The sequence below is a fragment of the Rathayibacter sp. AY2B5 genome (assembly GCF_002931645.1).
GTDB lineage: Bacteria > Actinomycetota > Actinomycetes > Actinomycetales > Microbacteriaceae > Rathayibacter.
Map to the genome: position 1 here is coordinate 13,474 of NZ_PSUE01000010.1, position 16,580 is coordinate 30,053.

Genomic DNA, 16,580 nt, shown 5'->3' on the forward strand with positions numbered 1-16,580 from the left:
TGGGACACTGGTCCCACGATGTCTCCACGTGCACACTCCGGGCTCGAGCCCGCCGCGACCGATCCGGCGTCCATCCGCAACTTCTGCATCATCGCCCACATCGACCACGGCAAGTCCACCCTCGCCGACCGGATGCTCGGCATCACGGGTGTCGTCGAGGACCGGGCGATGCGCGCGCAGTACCTCGACCGCATGGACATCGAGCGCGAGCGCGGCATCACGATCAAGTCGCAGGCCGTGCGGATGCCGTGGGAGCGCGACGGGCGCACGTTCGCCCTGAACATGATCGACACTCCGGGTCACGTCGACTTCTCCTACGAGGTCAGCCGCTCGCTGGCGGCCTGCGAGGGCGCGATCCTCCTGGTCGACGCGGCGCAGGGCATCGAGGCGCAGACGCTCGCGAACCTCTACCTCGCGCTCGAGAACGACCTCACGATCATCCCTGTCCTGAACAAGATCGACCTGCCGGCCGCGGATCCCGAGAAGTACGCGAAGGAGCTCGCGAGCCTCATCGGCGGCGACCCGGACGACGTCCTCCGCGTCTCCGGCAAGACCGGCATGGGCGTCGAGGCGCTGCTCGACCGCGTCACCGAGCTCATCCCGCCGCCCGTCGGCGACCCCTCCGCCCCTGCGCGCGCCATGATCTTCGACTCCGTGTACGACGCCTACCGCGGGGTCGTCACCTACGTCCGGATGATCGATGGCAAGCTCTCGCCGCGCGAGAAGATCCAGATGATGTCGACCCGCGCCACGCACGAGATCCTCGAGATCGGCGTGTCGAGCCCCGAGCCCGTCGCGACACAGGGTCTCGCGGTCGGCGAGGTGGGCTACCTGATCACCGGTGTGAAGGACGTGCGCCAGTCGAAGGTCGGCGACACCGTCACCACGGCGTCCAAGCCCGCGACGCAGGCGCTGCCCGGCTACACCGAGCCGCTCCCGATGGTGTTCTCGGGCCTGTACCCGATCGACGGCAGCGACTACCCGGACCTGCGCGAGGCCCTCGACAAGCTCAAGCTCTCGGACGCGGCGCTCGTCTACGAGCCCGAGACGTCGGTGGCGCTCGGCTTCGGCTTCCGCTGCGGCTTCCTCGGCCTCCTGCACCTCGAGATCATCACCGAGCGCCTGCAGCGCGAGTTCGGTCTCGACCTCATCACCACGGCGCCCTCGGTCATCTACGAGGTCTCGACGGAGGACAAGAAGACCGTCACCGTCACGAACCCGAGCGAGTTCCCCGTCGGGAAGATCGCCGCCGTCACGGAGCCGATCGTCAAGGCCGCGATCCTCGCGCCGAAGGACTACGTCGGCACGATCATGGAGCTCTGCCAGAGCCGCCGCGGGACCCTGATCGGCATGGAGTACCTGGGCGAGGACCGGGTCGAGATCCGCTACCACATGCCCCTCGGCGAGATCGTCTTCGACTTCTTCGACAACCTCAAGTCAAAGACCGCCGGCTACGCCTCGCTCGACTACGAGCCCGCCGGCTCGCAGGAGGCCGACCTCGTGAAGGTCGACATCCTGCTGCAGGGCGAGCAGGTCGACGCGTTCAGCGCGATCGTGCACCGGGAGAAGGCCTACGCCTACGGCGTGCTGATGACGGGGCGCCTGCGCAAGCTGATCCCGCGTCAGCAGTTCGAGGTGCCGATCCAGGCCGCCATCGGCGCCCGGATCATCGCCCGCGAGTCGATCAGCGCGATGCGCAAGGACGTCCTCGCCAAGTGCTACGGCGGCGACATCACCCGCAAGCGCAAGCTCCTCGAGAAGCAGAAGGAGGGCAAGAAGCGGATGAAGATGGTCGGCCGCGTCGAGGTCCCCCAGGAGGCGTTCATCGCCGCGCTCTCGGGTGACGTCGAGACCAAGGACAAGAAGTAGCGCGAGCCCCGTCGCCGGCGCCCGTCCCCCCTCCCGGACGGGCGACGCACCCCCCCCGTCCGGGATATCGTGTCCTCGGGGATTGCGGTGCCTCACAGCGGACCGGTAGCTTTCGGACGCCAGGACGCGGCCGTGGATCGGGATCGATCCGCATGGGGGGCTGCAGCGTCGACGACCGGTCCTCCACCATGACGAAGGGTGGTAGTCCGTGGTGCCTACGAGCACGAGGAAGCGCTGGATCAGGACGGGGGCGGCGCTCGCGAGCATCGCGGCCGTCGCAGCGGGATCGCTGGTGGCGGCAGGGCCGGCCTCCGCAGCGAACAAGGTGATCCCGGTCGCGCCCGCGCCGTACTCCTGGTCGGACAACGCCCGGTTCGGCGGCACCGAGCCGCTGCCGGTGCCCGGAGACGCGACCACGCTGACCGTCGAGCTGCCCGACTCCACCGCTCCCGACACCTTCACCGAGTGGTCGCACCCCGGCTACCGGGTCGTGACGTGGCAGCTGAGGAGCACCGCGACGGACCTCGCGAGCGGCGAATCCGTCGTCGACACCGCCACCAACTCGATCGACATCCCGATCGGGCGCGCCGCCGGCTCCTTCGGCGGCACCTCGCTGTCGCTCCTCCTGAACGGTTCCGAGAAGAAGGCGGCCGACGCCTACGCTCCGTCCGGCATCGACCGGACCGGCTTCGTCCTCGCCCTCTCCGCCGACCTCCAGGTGACTGCTGCGAGCGGGTCCGCGGAGGCCGACCTCGACCTGTCGACGTCCACCTCCTCCGAGCCCGCCGGCGGCGAATTCTGGGCCGGCGGCGGCACCGTCACCGAGGCCGGCGCGGGCGACGTCATCGTCCTCGACTCCGGTGTCCCCGGCTTCTTCGACCTCGCGGGCCTCAGCGCCACGGTCGGAACGGAGGACGGTGGCCGCCTGAAGGCCGCCCCCACGGTCGTCGAGGGCGGACGGGGCATCGCGATCCGTCCGACCCAGGAGTTCTTCGACCGCTACCTCACCTTCAGCGACACGACGCCGCTCGGCGCCCCGTCGGTCGAGGTGAAGGGACTCAGCCGCGGCGGGGAGCAGCCTTCCGGCACCGGCGTCATCGTGCGCGCGCCGCTGCGCGTCGTCCCGTCGACCACCACCCCGACGCCGACGCCGGGCACCGGCCCGGAGGTCGTCCGCCTCGCGGGCACCGATCGCCAGGGCACCGCCGTCGAGATCTCGAAGGCGACCTTCGACACCCCCGGCGTCCCCGTCGTCTACATCGCCACCGGCGCGAACTTCCCCGACGCGCTCAGCGCCGGTCCCGCCGCCGCGAAGCAGGGCGGCCCGCTCCTCCTGGTCGACCGCGACTCGGTGAGCCAGGTCGTGCGCGACGAGCTCACCCGTCTCAAGCCCCAGCGGATCGTCGTCGTCGGCTCCGACCTCAGCGTCAGCGACGCCCTCGCGACCGACCTCGGCCAGTACGCGAACGGGAGGGTCTTCCGCCTCGGAGGCACCGACCGCTACGACACGTCGCGGAAGATCATCGAGAGCGCCTTCGGCGGCACCTCGCCGAAGGGGGCCTGGCTCGCGACCGGCGAGAAGTTCCCCGACGCGCTCAGCGCCACCGCCGCCGCGGGCAAGAACTCCGCCCCCGTCGTCCTCGTGAACGGCGGCCTCCCGGCGGCCGACCCGACCACTGTCGGGATCCTGACGCGGCTCCGGCCGCCGGTGCTCACCATCGCGGGATCCGAGCTGTCGGTCAGCGCCGGCATCCAGAACTCCCTCACGGTGCCGGCCGGACCGCTCGTCACCCGCTTCGGCGGGGTCGACCGCTACGACACCTCGGAGCAGCTCAACCGGGCGGCCTTCCCCCGCGGGTCGGAGACCGTGTTCCTGGCCACCGGAGAGAACTTCCCCGACGCCCTGGCCGGAGCCGCGGCCGCCGGGCGCACGGGGAGCCCCCTCTTCGCCGTGCCCCCGACCTGCGTGCCGGTCAAGGTGCTGCAGGACATCAAGGCCGGCGGAGCGACGAGCGTCGTCCTCCTCGGCGGCACCGGCACCCTGTCGGACGCCGTCGCGAAGCTGACTCCCTGCAGCTGAACCGACCCGCACCACGACGAGGGCCCTCCTCCCGCTCCGGCGGGGGAGGGCCCTCGGTCGTTCCCGGCTCGGGGCGCCGACGGTCGGATACGCTGGGTCGGATGGACAGCACCACCCGGCACGCGGACTCGACGCGCGCCGCGCTCGAGGAGTCCGGGAAGAAGGTCGGGACGTGAGCATCCGCCGCTCCAACTTCGAGGGCCAGCCGCAGGTCACCTACGCGGCCGTCGGCGGCACTCTGGCACCCGACCTGCTCGAGTACCCGCCGGACGGCTTCACGGCCGAGCGCTTCGAGGCCCGTCTCGGCTCGGGCGACGAGCGCTTCGCCATCACCACCGCCTCCCTGATGACCTGGGGCGTGCAGCGCGGCAGCGGCATCGAGGTGACCGATATCACCAGCGGCAGCGGCGTGCAGTACACCGGCGTCAACTTCGACGCCGCGGGCACCCCGATCGACCTCGTCAGCCGGCCGACGGAGGAGCACTTCGCTCCCGACGGCACCCCCTACATCACCTCCGGCGTGACCGCCGTGCTCCGCGTGACCCTGCTCGGCCGCGTCTTCGACGCCCCGGTCCGCGTGGTCTACGTCGTCGACGAGCCCGACCAGGTCGGCTTCGCCTACGGCACCCTCGAGGGCCACCCCGAGAGCGGCGAGGAGTCCTTCGTCGTCGAGAAGCGCGCGGACGACTCCGTCTGGCTCGTCATCCGGGTCTTCTCGCGTCCCTCCACCCGCCTCTACCGCCTGGGCGCGCCGGTGCTGCGCGCCGTGCAGAAGCGCCAGGTCGCCAAGTACCTGCGCGCGCTGCTGCCGGCGCGCGTCAGCTGACGTGGGGAGCGCCCTCCCGATCGCCGATCCTGCTCCGCTCGACGGCGGACTGCCCGCATCCGTCGTCGACGGCGTGGAGCAGCGCGACCTCGGCCTCTACGTGCACGTGCCGTTCTGCCGGGTCCGCTGCGGGTACTGCGACTTCAACACCTACACGGCGACCGAGCTCCGCGGGGCGAAGCAGCAGGACTACGCCGACGAGGCGATCACCGAGATGGCTCTCGGTGCCGAGGTGCTCGAGCGCGCGGGTCTGCCCCGACGCCCCGCCCGCACGGTCTTCTTCGGCGGCGGGACGCCCACCCTCCTGCCCGCCGGCGACCTGGTGCGGATGCTGGACGGCCTCCGCACCCACTTCGGGGTCGCGCCCGACGCCGAGATCACCACCGAGGCGAACCCGGACTCCGTCGACGCCGCCTACATCCGCGCGCTGGCCGAGGCGGGCTTCACCCGCGTCAGCTTCGGGATGCAGTCGGCCGTGCCGCACGTCCTCGCCACGCTCGAGCGCACCCACGACCCGGAGCGGGTCCCGCTCGTGGTCGAGTGGGCGCGGGAGGCCGGCCTGCAGGTCAGCCTCGACCTCATCTACGGCACGCCGGGGGAGTCCCTCGCGGACTGGGAGCGGTCGCTCGACTCCGCGCTCGCCAACCGGCCGGACCACCTCTCGGCCTACGCCCTGATCGTGGAGGACGGCACGAAGCTCGCCCGGCAGATCCGCCGCGGCGAGGTCGCGACCCCGGACGACGACCTCACCGCCGACATGTACGAGCTCGCCGACGCGCGCCTGACCGCTGCCGGGTACTCCTGGTACGAGGTCAGCAACTGGGCGCGCGACGACGCCCACCGCTCCCGGCACAACCTCTCGTACTGGCTCGGCCACGACTGGTGGGGCGTCGGTCCCGGCGCGCACAGCCACGTCGGAGGCGTGCGCTGGTGGAACGTGAAGCACCCGGCGGCCTACGCCGACCGGCTGAGCACCGGGGTCTCGCCCGCTGCCGGGCGGGAGACGCTCGACGCGGGGACGCGGCGGGTGGAGGACGTGCTGCTGCGCTCGCGCCTGGCGGACGGGCTGCCCATCGACGCGATCGACGCCGATCGGCGCAGCGAGGTGGCGGGGCTCATCGCCGACGGCCTCGTCGACGGCCGGGCGGCGCTCGGCGGCCGGATCGTGCTGACCCTGCGCGGCCGTCTGCTGGCCGACGCGGTCGTGCGCCGCCTCACCGACGGCTGAGGCCGGATCCCGGGGCGGGCGACGCGCGGCCGCCCCGATGCCGCGGCTACTTGAAGAACGGGATGCTGAGCGGGTACGTGTAGTACTCGCCCGCGCTGGCGCGCACCGAGGCGATGATCGCGAAGACGATCACCAGGATCGGCACGACCAGGAACACGATGAAGCCGACGAGGACGAAGGACAGGATCGTCCCGGCGACGTAGGCGATCAGCGTCGTCAGGTGGAAGTTGAGGGCCGTCTTGGCGTGCGCCTCGAGGAACGGTCCGCGCCCCTTGAAGACCAGGAAGACGATCAGCGAGGGCAGGAAGCTGAAGAAGATGCCGGTCACGTGCGTGACGATCGCCCAGGTCTTCTCGTCCGCCGGGTTCAGCGGCGGAGCCGGGGTCCCGTAGACGGGGGGCGGGGGAGGGGTGGCCGACATGATGGTCTCCGTTCCGGCGGCGGCGACGGGCGTCCCCCGTGCGCTCGGCGTCCATCGTGGCATGCGGCGACTCCCTCCGCACGGGGCCGCGCGGGACCTCCTCCTCGGGGATGACGGGGCTCCTCCCCGCGGCCCTGCAGGAGTGCACCCCGGCCGATCCCCGCGCAACCCCGCCGGGCGGTCCGCCTCCCGGTTATGATTGGCACTCAGAGTTGCGGAGTGCCAGGCTCCGCGCGGCGTCAGCGCCGCAGACGGTCGTGCCCGCGGGCACTCGGAGTCCGGCGGGAGGTCGGTCGTATGGTCACGGAGCGCGGTCTCCAGGTCCTGCGCGTGATCGTGCAGGACTACGTGGCGAACCGGGAGCCGGTGGGCTCCAAGTCGATCGTCGAGCGCCACGCGTTCGGCGTCTCGGCCGCCACCATCCGCAACGAGATGGCCCAGCTGGAGGAGGAGGAGCTGATCGCGGCTCCGCACACCTCGTCCGGCCGCGTGCCGACCGACAAGGGCTACCGCCTCTTCGTCGACCAGCTCGCCGACCTGCGCCCGCTGACCTCCGCGCAGCGCCAGGCGATCGAGACGTTCCTCGGGCAGAGCCCGGACCTCGACGAGGTGCTGGTCAAGACCGTCCGCCTGCTCTCGCAGCTCACCAACAGCGTCGCGCTCGTGCAGTACCCGTCGTTCGGGGCCGCGCGGCTGCGCCACGTGGAGCTCGTCGCCCTCGCTCCCCGCCGCCTCCTGTCGGTGCTGATCACCGACACCGGCCGGGTCGACCAGCGCGTGCTCGAGACCCCGGAGGACGTGGACGACGCTCTCCTGGGCGAGATCCGCGCGAAGCTCAACACGGCCGTGCTGGGCCTCGGGCTCCAGCAGGCGGCCGAGACGCTCGGCTCCGTCGCGGAGCGCTTCAGCCCCGAGCGGCGCCACGTGCTGACGCCGATCGTGCAGACCCTGCTCGAGCAGGTCGGCGCCAACCGGCAGGACCGCCTGGTCATGGCCGGCGCCGCCAACCTCGTCCGCACCGAGGAGGACTTCTCGGGCAGCATCTACCCCGTGCTCGAGGCGATCGAGGAGCAGGTGGAGCTGCTGCGCCTCTTCGCCGAGATGACCCCGGACCCCCGGGGCATCTCGGTGCGCATCGGCCGCGAGAACGCGCCGTTCGGGCTGCAGGAGACCTCGGTGCTCACGAGCGGGTACAACACCGCGGGCGGCCAGGTCTCGCGCCTGGGCGTGCTCGGCCCACCGACCCACGAACGAAGGACGAAGCCACCTGTGGCCGATCACTACGAAGTGCTGGGCGTCGACCGCGACGCCTCCGCCGACGAGATCAAGAAGGCGTACCGCCGACTCGCCCGCGAGCTGCACCCCGACGTCAACCCGAGCGCGGACGCCTCCGAGCGCTTCAAGCTCGTCACGCACGCCTACGACGTCCTGAGCGACGCCCAGCAGCGGGCGCAGTACGACCGCGGGCCCCAGGAGGGCTTCGGCGGCGGCGCCCAGGGCTTCGGCGGGTTCGGCGACATCTTCGAGACCTTCTTCGGGCAGGGCGCGCAGGGCTCGTCCCGCGGGCCGCGCTCCCGCCGCGAGCGCGGCCAGGACGCCCTGCTGCGCGTGGAGGTCTCGCTCGACGAGGTCATCTTCGGCACCCACCGCGACCTCGAGGTCGACACGGCGGTGCTCTGCGAGACGTGCCAGGGCTCGTGCTGCCAGCCCGGCACCTCGCCGGTGACCTGCGACATCTGCCACGGCTCCGGCCAGATCCAGCGCACGGTCCGCTCGCTCCTGGGCAACGTGATGACGGCGAGCCCCTGCGGCACCTGCCGCGGCTACGGCACCGTCATCGCGACCCCCTGCTCCACCTGCCAGGGCCAGGGACGCGTCCGCGCCCGCCGCACCATCCCCGTCGACGTCCCCGCGGGAGTCGACACGGGCCTGCGCCTGCAGATGCCCGGCAGCGGCGAGGTCGGCCCGGCCGGCGGCCCCAACGGCGACCTGTACCTCGAGATCAAGGTCAAGCACCACGACGTCTTCAGCCGCAACGGCGACGACCTGCTCTGCACCCTCGAGGTGCAGATGACGGACGCGATCCTCGGCTCCACGGCGTCGCTCAAGGCGCTCGACGGCGACATCGAGATCGAGATCAAGCCGGGCACGCAGAGCACCGAGATCGTCACGATCAAGGGACGCGGAGTCACGCGCCTGCGGGGCAGCGGACGCGGCGACCTCCGCATCGGCATCCAGGTCGTCACCCCGACGAAGCTGGGCCACCGCGAGCGGGAGCTGGTCCAGGAGCTCGCGAAGCACTACAAGCCGCAGAAGCCCGCGCTGACCCACTTCCAGCAGGGCCTCTTCTCGAAGCTCCGCGACCGCTTCCTGGGCTGAGCCCGTGGCGCACCACTACATCGACGAGTCGCTGAACTCTGAGGGCTTCGTCGTCGGGGGCCGGCTCGCGCTCACCGGCGCGGAGGCACGGCACGCCTCGACCGTCAGCCGGATCCGCGCGGGCGAGAGCGTCCGGGTCGGCGACGGGCGCGGACTCGTCGCGACCGCGGTCGTCGAGAGCGCGGAGCCGGCGCGAGTGGTGCTCGTCGTGGAGTCGGTGCAGGAGTCCCCGGTTCCGTCCCCGCGCCTTGTCCTCGTCCAGGCCCTCGCGAAGGGCGACCGCGACGAGCTCGCCGTGCAGGCGGCGACCGAGCTCGGGGTGGACGAGGTCGTCCCGTGGCAGGCCGCGCGGTCGATCTCGCGGTGGTCGGGCCCGAAGGAGGAGAAGGGGCGCGAGCGCTGGCGCGCCATCGTGCGCGAGGCGAGCAAGCAGTCGCTGCGCCCCCGGGTGCCCGAGGTCGCGCTGCTCGAGCAGGTGCGCGGTCTCGTCGCGCGCGCCGCGACGTCCCGCGTGCTGGTCCTCGAGCCCTCGGCGCAGGCGCGGCTCTCCCAGGTGGTCCCGGACGGACGCGACCTGGTGCTCGTCGTCGGGCCCGAGGGCGGCATCGCTCCGGAGGAGCTGCGGCTGCTCGCGGAGGCGGGCGCCGAGGCCGTCGCGCTCGGCGACTCCGTCCTGCGCACCTCGACCGCAGGTCCCGCTGCCATCGCCGTCCTCTCGGCCCGCCTGGGCCGCTGGTGACGCTCCTCCACAGCCGACTCGGGGCTCCGGAGCAGAGTGCCGTGGGCGAACGCGGCGCCCGTCGCGCACGGGCCCCGTTTAAGATGGTTCTATGAGCGAACCCACCGTCTTCACGCGCATCGTCCAGGGCGAGATCCCGGCCGATGTGGTGTTCGAGAACGAGCGCATCCTCGCGATCACCGACATCGAGCCGAAGGCGCCCGTCCACCTCCTCGTCTTCCCGAAGACCCAGGAGCACGCCACGGTCGCCGCCCTCGCCGCCGCCGATCCCGCCCTGCTCGCCGAGATGGTGCAGGTCGCCCAGTCGCTCGCCGACGCCCACAGCAACGGTCAGTTCCGCCTCGTCTTCAACTCCGGCGAAGAGGCGGGCCAGACCGTGTTCCACGTGCACGCCCACGTCCTGGGCGGCCACCAGACGGAAGGCTCCCTTGCCACCGGTTGAGAACACGGGCGCGAGCCCCGACGAGCGTCCCGCCCCCGGCGCGGACGCGTCCGAGACGACGCGGCGCGTCGTCGCCGTCGACGGAGTCGCGATGGTGCGCCTCCTCGGACCTCAGGACCGCCTCATCCGGGCGGTCGAAGGACGATTCCCCGATGTCCGGGTGCACGTGCGCGGCAACGAGGTGACGCTCGACGGCGAGCGCGAGCCCGTCGCCGCTGCGACGCGCCTGGTGGAAGAACTGGTGCGCATGACCGCGAGCGGGCACGATCTCGACCCGGAGGGCGTGCGCGAGTCCGCCCGCATCCTGCAGAACGGCGGGCCGGTGAGCCCGGCCGAGGCGTTCGGCCAGGCCATCCTCACGGCGCGGGGACGGAGCGTGAGGCCCAAGACGCTCGGGCAGCGCGAGTACGTCGACGCGGTCGATCAGAACACCATCGTCTTCGGCATCGGCCCGGCCGGAACCGGCAAGACCTACCTGGCGATGGCGAAGGCCGTGCAGTCGCTGCAGCGCAAGGAGGTCGAGCGGATCATCCTGACCCGCCCGGCGGTCGAGGCGGGGGAGCGGCTGGGCTACCTGCCCGGCTCGCTCACCGACAAGATCGACCCGTACCTGCGCCCGCTCTACGACGCGCTGAACGAGATGATGGACCCCGAGATCGTCCCGAAGCTGCTCGCGGCCGGCACGATCGAGGTCGCACCGCTCGCCTACATGCGCGGGCGCACGCTCAACAACTCGTTCGTCGTGCTCGACGAGGCGCAGAACACGACGCCCGAGCAGATGAAGATGTTCCTCACCCGCCTCGGCTTCGGCTCCAAGATGGTCGTCACCGGCGACATCACCCAGGTCGACCTGCCGACCGGCGCGAGCGGACTCCGCCTCGTGACGCGCGTGCTCGACGGCATCGACGACATCCACTTCTCGCGCCTGACCAGCGAGGACGTGGTGCGCCACAGCCTGGTCGGCCGCATCGTGGACGCGTACACCGAGTACGACCAGCAGAAGCAGGCGCAGCACTTCGAGCGCGAGCAGGCCCGGGAGTTCGCAAACCGCGCCGAGCGCCGCGGCCAGGCCGCCCGCCCGCCCGGCGACCGCCAGCCTCCGCGCGGCTGAGCCCGCCCGCCCCTCCCGAACCGAAGGAAGACCCGTCCCCGTGAGCATCGAGATCAACAACGAGTCGAGCGTCCCCGTCGACGAGGCCGCCCTGCTGCGCCTCGCCGGCTACGCGCTCGACTCGCTCCACGTGCACCCCGACGCCGAGCTCGCGATCGTGCTGGTCGACGAGGGCGCGATGGAGCAGCTGCACGTGCAGTGGATGGACGAGCCGGGGCCGACCGACGTGCTCAGCTTCCCGATGGACGAGCTGCGTCCCGGGACCGAGGACGAGCAGACCCCCGCGGGGCTCCTCGGCGACATCGTGCTCTGCCCGCAGGTCGCGCAGTCCCAGGCCGAGTCGGCCGGCCACTCCGTGCTCGACGAGCTGCAGCTGCTGACCGCCCACGGGCTCCTGCACCTGCTCGGCTTCGATCACGCCGAGCCGGAGGAGGAGCGCGAGATGTTCGGCATCCAGCGCGACATCCTGGTCGGCTTCCACATCAGCGAGCGACGCCGCTAGAGCGCGCCGTGCCCACTCTCCAGCTCCTCATCGCCGCCCTCGCGCTCGTCGCCGTCGGCGGCTGGTTCGCCGCGACCGACGCCGCACTCGGCGTCCTCTCGCGCAGCGACCTGCTCGACATGGCCCAGCACTCCCGCAGCGCCCGCGCTCTCCGCGCGATCGCGGGCGACATGAGCGCCCACGTCAACGTCGTCAACTTCTCGCGGATCGCGGCCGAGACGACGGCCGCGGTGTTCGTCACCACGGTGCTGGTCGTCGAGGTCCCGCAGCTCTGGCTCGCGCTCCTGCTGGCGGTCCTGATCATGGCGGCGGTCTCGTTCGTCCTGGTCGGCTCCAGCCCCCGCAGCGTCGGGCGCGCGAACGCCCGCGCGGTCCTGTCCACCAGCGCCTCGCTCGTGCACGTGCTCCGGCTCGCGCTGGGCCCGGTCGCGCACGGGCTCGTGGCCCTCGGCAACCGGGTGACGCCGGGGACCGGGCGCTCGGCGGGGTTCTCCTCCGAGGAGCAGCTGCTCAGCATGGTCGACGAGGCGACCGAGCAGGACGTGCTCGAGCAGGACGACCGCGAGCTGATCCACTCGATCTTCGAGTTCAACGACACCTTCGTCCGCGAGGTGATGGTGCCCCGCACCGACATGGTGACGATCGAGGCGACCTCCTCCGTCGGCGCCGGCATGGGGCTCCTGCTGAGCCGCGGCATCTCCCGGCTCCCCGTCATCGGCGACGGCGTCGACGATGTCCTCGGCGTGCTCTACCTGCGCGACGTGGCCCGGCACACCTACGAGCGGCCGGACGACGACGACACGGTCGCCGATCTCGCGCGCCCCGCGCTGTTCGTGCCCGAGTCGAAGAAGGCCGACGAGCTGCTCCGCCAGATGCAGCTCGAGTCCAACCACCTCGCGATGGTGGTCGACGAGTACGGCGGCATCGCGGGCCTGGTGACGCTCGAGGACCTGATCGAGGAGCTCGTCGGCGACATCTCCGACGAGTACGACCGCGAGGTCGACCTCTTCGAGGAGACGGCGCCCGGGGTCTACCGCGTCTCGGCGCGCCTGCCGGTGGACGAGCTCGGCGAGCTGTTCGAGCTCGACCTCGAGGACGACGACGTCGACTCGGTCGGCGGACTGCTGACCAAGGCCTACGGGCGCCTCCCCGAGCGCGGCGCGACGGCGCGGATCGGCGGAGTGCTGCTCGAGGCCGAGCAGGCGGACCCGCGCCGTGGGACCATCTCCACGGTGATCGTCCGCCGCGATCCCGATCTGGACACCGTCGGCGAGCCCGGCACCGGCCCCGTCGCGATCATCGCGGACGGCGGCACCACCACCCCCAGCCCGAGCACGGCTCCCACCCGCGGAGCCACGGGCGATCAGCACGAGGACGCACGATGACCGACACCACTCCCGCCGCCGCTCCCTACCGGGCGGGCTTCGTGTCCTTCGTCGGCCGCCCGAACGTGGGCAAGTCGACGCTCACGAACGCCCTCGTCGGCGAGAAGATCGCCATCACGAGCTCGAAGCCCCAGACCACGCGGCGCGCGATCCGCGGAGTGGTGCACCGCACCGACGGCCAGCTGATCGTCGTCGACACCCCCGGCATCCACCGGCCGCGCACGCTCCTCGGAGAGCGGCTGAACTCGCTCGTCACCTCGACCCTCGGCGACGTCGACGTCATCGGGATGCTGTTCCCCGCGGACGAGCCGATCGGCCCGGGAGACCGCTTCATCAACGAGCAGCTCGACTCCTTCCCGCGCGCTCGGAAGGTCGCGATCGTCTCGAAGGTGGACCTCTCCTCGAAGAAGTCCGTGGCGAAGCAGCTGCTCGCCGTCTCGGAGCTGCGCGAGTGGGACACGATCGTGCCGATCTCGGCCGTGACCGAGGAGCAGCTGGACGTCCTCGCCGTCGAGCTCCTGCGCCTGATGCCCGTCTCGCCCGCCCTCTACCCGGAGGAGGCGGTGACCGACGAGGACCTGTCCTCGCGGATCGCCGAGTTCATCCGCGAGGCCGCCCTCGAGGGCGTCTCGGACGAGCTGCCGCACTCCCTCGCCGTGACGCTCGACGACATGGTCGAGCGCGAGGACGGCTCGCTGATCGACATCTACGCCAACGTCTTCGTGGAGCGCGACAGCCAGAAGGGCATCATCATCGGCAAGGGCGGCCAGCGCCTGCGCGAGGTGGGAGCCGTCTCCCGCGAGCAGATCGAGCGCCTGCTGGGCCGCCGCGTGTTCCTCTCCATCCGGGTGAAGGTCGCCAAGGAGTGGCAGCGCGACCCGAAGCTGCTCGGGCGCCTGGGCTTCTGACGCCGGAGGGACGACGGCGGTCACCCTCGCGGACGACGCCCCCGGGCGCGCGGACCCGTAGCGTGGTCCTCATGCGCGCCCTCCTCGACCGACCGGCGGCCCTGCCGATCGCCGGGGCGCTGCTCGCCGCCCTCCACCTGCTGCTCGGGCTCACCGGGGTCACTCCGACCGAGCGGATCGCCGGCGGCCTCGTGCTCGCGCTGGCCCTCGCCGTCGCGGGATTCCTGCCCGCGCTCGCCCCCTCGCTCGTCGCGGTCGGCGCGCTCGCCGACGGAGGCGTCCTGCTCGGCGGCGTCCCCGTCGACGGGGTGCTCGTCGGCCTGGTCGTCCTCTGGCAGACGACCCGCCGGGTGGGCCCCTGGACCCGTGCCCTGGCGCTCGCGGGCGGCCTGATCCTCGCCGGGATCGGCGGCGTCACCGTCGCGCTCGGCCTCTCCGGCCCGCTCGATCCGTCCGGGCTCGCGGCGCGCGTGGAGTTCGTGGTCCTCGCCCTGGTCGCCCTCGCGGTCGCCTCCGTGCTCGGTGCGGCGAAGGTCCTCGTGTACCTCAACGCGCTGCGGGCGCCGGTCCTCGCGGGCGATCGGATCGACGCGCTGCTGACCCGGGTCGCCGGTCCGCAGGACCCCTTCGCGGTGGGGGTCGCCGGTGGTCAGGCGCTGGTGCTCCTCCTCGTCGCCGGCCTCCCGTTCGCCGGGGTGGACGGCGCGATGCAGCTGCTGGTCGCGGGCGTGCTCGCGGTCGCGCTGGTGCTGCACCGGCGGTCCCCGGTCCTCGCCCTCTCGATCGCCTGGGCCGGTGCCGCCCTCCAGATGAGCGCGAGCCTCGCTCCCGGACCCGCGGATCTGGCCATCCTGGCCGTCCTCTTCGGCGCCGGCGCGTCGGAGTCGCGGCGGGTGCGGATCGCGGGCGCGGTGTCGGCCGTCCTCGGCGCCGTGATCGCCGTCGTCTACCTCGTCCTGGTCTTCGACCTCGTCGCGAGCGCCTACGACGGCCTGCTGTCGGCCGGCGCCACCTTCGGCGGGATCCTCGCGACGCTCGGCCTCTCCTGGACCATCGGACTGCTCTCCCGCTCGGTCCGCCGGGCGCGGGAGGGCCAGACCCTGCGCGCGCAGGCCGAGCAGGAGCGCGCCCGGGCGCAGCGCGAGCTCGACACCGTGGAGGAGCGCAACCGGATCGCCCGCGACATGCACGACGTCGTCGCCCACTCCCTCGCCGTCGTGATCGCGCAGGCGGACGGCGCGCGCTACCTCGGCTCCACCAGCCCCGAGCAGACCGACGCCGCGCTGCTGACCATCTCCTCCGTCGCCCGGGACGCCCTCGGCGACGTGCGCGTGCTCCTCGCCCAGCTGCGGCACTCGCAGAGCGACGGCCCGCAGCCCGGCGCCCGCGACCTGCCGGCCCTCCTCGACAGCGTGGGCGGAGCCGGAGCCCCCGTCCGCGCCGAGCTCGCCGTCGACCTGGAGGCGGTGCCGCGCGCCGTCGGTCTGGCCCTGTACCGGATCGCCCAGGAGGCGACCACGAACGCTCTCCGCCACGGCCGCCCGGGCTCGCCGCTCGACATCGCCCTGCGCCAGGACGGCGGCGAGCTCGCCCTGACCGTGCGCAACGCCCGGTGCGCCGACGTCGAGCGCGACTCCCTGCCGGGCGAGGGCCACGGACTGGTCGGCATGCGCGAGCGCGCCGCGCTCGTCGGGGGAGTGCTCGCCGCCGGCCCGGTCGGGGACGACTTCGTCGTCGACGCGCGCCTGCCCTCCTCCCCGTCCCTCGCCCGCACCGCCCCACCCCTCGCCTCCGGAGGCAGCCCCGCATGACCGACACCATCCGCCTCGTCCTCGTCGACGACCAGGCCCTCTTCCGCGCCGGCATCCGCATGCTGCTCGGCTCGCAGCCCGACCTCGAGGTGGTCGGCGAGGCGTCGGACGGAGCGGAGGGCGCGGAGCTGGTCGCGCGGCTGGCCCCCGACGTCGTGCTGATGGACATCCGGATGCCGGGCGTCGACGGGATCGAGTCGACCCGGCGGATCCTCGCGGACGCGCAGGAGCGGCGGGTCGAGCCTCCGCGCATCCTCGTGCTGACCACCTTCGACCTCGACGAGGCGGCCGCGCGCGCCATCCGGGCGGGCGCGAGCGGCTTCCTCCTGAAGGACACGGAGCCCGGCTTCCTCCTCGCCTCCGTCCGCACCGTGCACGCGGGGACCGCCGTGGTCGCCGCCTCCGCGACCCGCGAGCTCTTCGAGCACTTCGGGGCGGCGGGCAGCGGACGCGAGACCCCGCCCGCCTTCGCGACCCTCACCGACCGCGAGCGCGAGATCTTCCACCTGGCCGCGCGGGGGATGAGCAACACCGAGATCGCGCGCGCCGAGTTCCTGAGCGAGGCGACGGTGAAGACGCACATCAGCCGCACCCTCGGCAAGCTCGGCCTGCGCGACCGCGTGCAGCTGGTGGTCTACGCCTACGAGAACGGCCTGGTCTCCTAGCGCGGGACGCCGGGGTGACGCGCCGCGGGGGCGGTGCTACCCTGACCGGGTGCGCTTCGGACAGCTCCTCCTTCTCCGCCGCGACGAGATCTGATCCTCAGGCCATCCTCGTCGCGGAGTCCGTCGTCGGCTGAACCATCCCTCGCCCGCGAGGTCGATCCGCATCCGGATCCCCGCGAGACCGCCCGACCGGCACCGCCCACCAGCGGAGCCG

14 protein-coding genes and 1 pseudogene are annotated in these 16,580 nt (G+C 72.5%); 14 read left to right on the forward strand and 1 reads right to left on the reverse strand.

Features of this window, described 5'->3' with window-relative positions; genetic code table 11:
• The first annotated feature begins 18 nt into the window (after nt 1-18).
• The 4 genes from lepA to hemW all read left to right on the forward strand — a co-directional run bounded on the left by lepA (nt 19) and on the right by hemW (nt 6,003).
• Nucleotides 19-1,869 (forward strand): translation elongation factor 4, encoded by a 1,851-nt coding sequence (gene lepA, locus C5C30_RS08425; protein ID WP_104223127.1) that lies wholly within the window; start codon nt 19-21, stop codon nt 1,867-1,869.
• Between the two features lie 208 nt (nt 1,870-2,077).
• The gene (locus C5C30_RS08430) at nt 2,078-3,949 is read left to right on the forward strand and encodes a cell wall-binding repeat-containing protein (RefSeq protein ID WP_104333532.1); all 1,872 of its coding nucleotides are present in this window, start codon (nt 2,078-2,080) and stop codon (nt 3,947-3,949) included.
• A gap of 172 nt (nt 3,950-4,121) precedes the next feature.
• Nucleotides 4,122-4,775: a DUF1990 family protein gene (locus C5C30_RS08435; RefSeq protein WP_258065851.1), complete on the forward strand. Its 654-nt coding sequence runs from the start codon at nt 4,122-4,124 to the stop codon at nt 4,773-4,775.
• Nucleotide 4,776: 1 nt separating this feature from the next.
• Nucleotides 4,777-6,003 carry a radical SAM family heme chaperone HemW gene (hemW, locus tag C5C30_RS08440; RefSeq protein WP_104315705.1) on the forward strand — a complete coding sequence of 409 codons (1,227 nt, stop codon included), beginning with the start codon at nt 4,777-4,779 and terminating at the stop codon, nt 6,001-6,003.
• Between the two features lie 46 nt (nt 6,004-6,049).
• On the opposite strand, the gene C5C30_RS08445 is transcribed toward hemW, so the two are convergent.
• Nucleotides 6,050-6,424 (reverse strand): DUF4870 domain-containing protein, encoded by a 375-nt coding sequence (locus C5C30_RS08445; RefSeq protein ID WP_104223130.1) that lies wholly within the window; start codon nt 6,422-6,424, stop codon nt 6,050-6,052.
• Between the two features lie 297 nt (nt 6,425-6,721).
• Here C5C30_RS08445 and hrcA point away from each other — a divergent pair.
• From hrcA to C5C30_RS08495, 10 genes and pseudogenes are all read left to right on the forward strand, one after another.
• Nucleotides 6,722-7,603, forward strand: a pseudogene (hrcA, locus tag C5C30_RS08450) (heat-inducible transcriptional repressor HrcA); the annotation flags it as partial.
• A gap of 90 nt (nt 7,604-7,693) precedes the next feature.
• The gene (gene dnaJ, locus C5C30_RS08455) at nt 7,694-8,803 is read left to right on the forward strand and encodes a molecular chaperone DnaJ (RefSeq protein ID WP_104251191.1); all 1,110 of its coding nucleotides are present in this window, start codon (nt 7,694-7,696) and stop codon (nt 8,801-8,803) included.
• Nucleotides 8,804-8,807: 4 nt separating this feature from the next.
• Nucleotides 8,808-9,542 carry a 16S rRNA (uracil(1498)-N(3))-methyltransferase gene (locus C5C30_RS08460; protein WP_104227484.1) on the forward strand — a complete coding sequence of 245 codons (735 nt, stop codon included), beginning with the start codon at nt 8,808-8,810 and terminating at the stop codon, nt 9,540-9,542.
• Nucleotides 9,543-9,633: 91 nt separating this feature from the next.
• Nucleotides 9,634-9,984, forward strand: a complete 351-nt coding sequence (locus C5C30_RS08465; RefSeq protein WP_104225201.1) for an HIT domain-containing protein — start codon at nt 9,634-9,636, stop codon at nt 9,982-9,984.
• Nucleotides 9,985-10,075: 91 nt separating this feature from the next.
• On the forward strand, nt 10,076-11,095 hold the full coding sequence (locus C5C30_RS08470; protein ID WP_104225204.1) for a PhoH family protein: 1,020 nt from the start codon (nt 10,076-10,078) through the stop codon (nt 11,093-11,095).
• A gap of 40 nt (nt 11,096-11,135) precedes the next feature.
• Nucleotides 11,136-11,597 carry an rRNA maturation RNase YbeY gene (gene ybeY / locus C5C30_RS08475; RefSeq protein WP_104223424.1) on the forward strand — a complete coding sequence of 154 codons (462 nt, stop codon included), beginning with the start codon at nt 11,136-11,138 and terminating at the stop codon, nt 11,595-11,597.
• A gap of 8 nt (nt 11,598-11,605) precedes the next feature.
• Complete coding sequence (locus tag C5C30_RS08480; protein WP_104333533.1) at nt 11,606-12,982, forward strand: hemolysin family protein; 1,377 nt, start codon at nt 11,606-11,608, stop codon at nt 12,980-12,982.
• Nucleotides 12,979-13,890, forward strand: a complete 912-nt coding sequence (gene era, locus C5C30_RS08485; RefSeq protein ID WP_104223426.1) for a GTPase Era — start codon at nt 12,979-12,981, stop codon at nt 13,888-13,890. Before C5C30_RS08480 ends, era begins: the two co-directional genes overlap by 4 nt.
• A 71-nt stretch (nt 13,891-13,961) precedes the next feature.
• Nucleotides 13,962-15,701 (forward strand): sensor histidine kinase, encoded by a 1,740-nt coding sequence (locus C5C30_RS08490; protein WP_146081500.1) that lies wholly within the window; start codon nt 13,962-13,964, stop codon nt 15,699-15,701.
• Complete coding sequence (locus C5C30_RS08495; protein ID WP_104234459.1) at nt 15,698-16,366, forward strand: response regulator transcription factor; 669 nt, start codon at nt 15,698-15,700, stop codon at nt 16,364-16,366. Before C5C30_RS08490 ends, C5C30_RS08495 begins: the two co-directional genes overlap by 4 nt.
• The last annotated feature ends 214 nt before the right edge of the window (nt 16,367-16,580 follow it).

Bases quoted from the DNA above. Each gene is read 5' to 3' on its own strand.
- lepA (WP_104223127.1), top strand. From the start codon at position 19: ATGTCTCCACGTGCACACTCCGGGCTCGAGCCCGCCGCGACCGATCCG.
- C5C30_RS08445 (WP_104223130.1), bottom strand. From the start codon at position 6,424: ATGTCGGCCACCCCTCCCCCGCCCCCCGTCTACGGGACCCCGGCTCCG.
- C5C30_RS08465 (WP_104225201.1), top strand. From the start codon at position 9,634: ATGAGCGAACCCACCGTCTTCACGCGCATCGTCCAGGGCGAGATCCCG.
- C5C30_RS08470 (WP_104225204.1), top strand. From the start codon at position 10,076: ATGGTGCGCCTCCTCGGACCTCAGGACCGCCTCATCCGGGCGGTCGAA.
- era (WP_104223426.1), top strand. From the start codon at position 12,979: ATGACCGACACCACTCCCGCCGCCGCTCCCTACCGGGCGGGCTTCGTG.
- C5C30_RS08490 (WP_146081500.1), top strand. From the start codon at position 13,962: ATGCGCGCCCTCCTCGACCGACCGGCGGCCCTGCCGATCGCCGGGGCG.
- C5C30_RS08495 (WP_104234459.1), top strand. From the start codon at position 15,698: ATGACCGACACCATCCGCCTCGTCCTCGTCGACGACCAGGCCCTCTTC.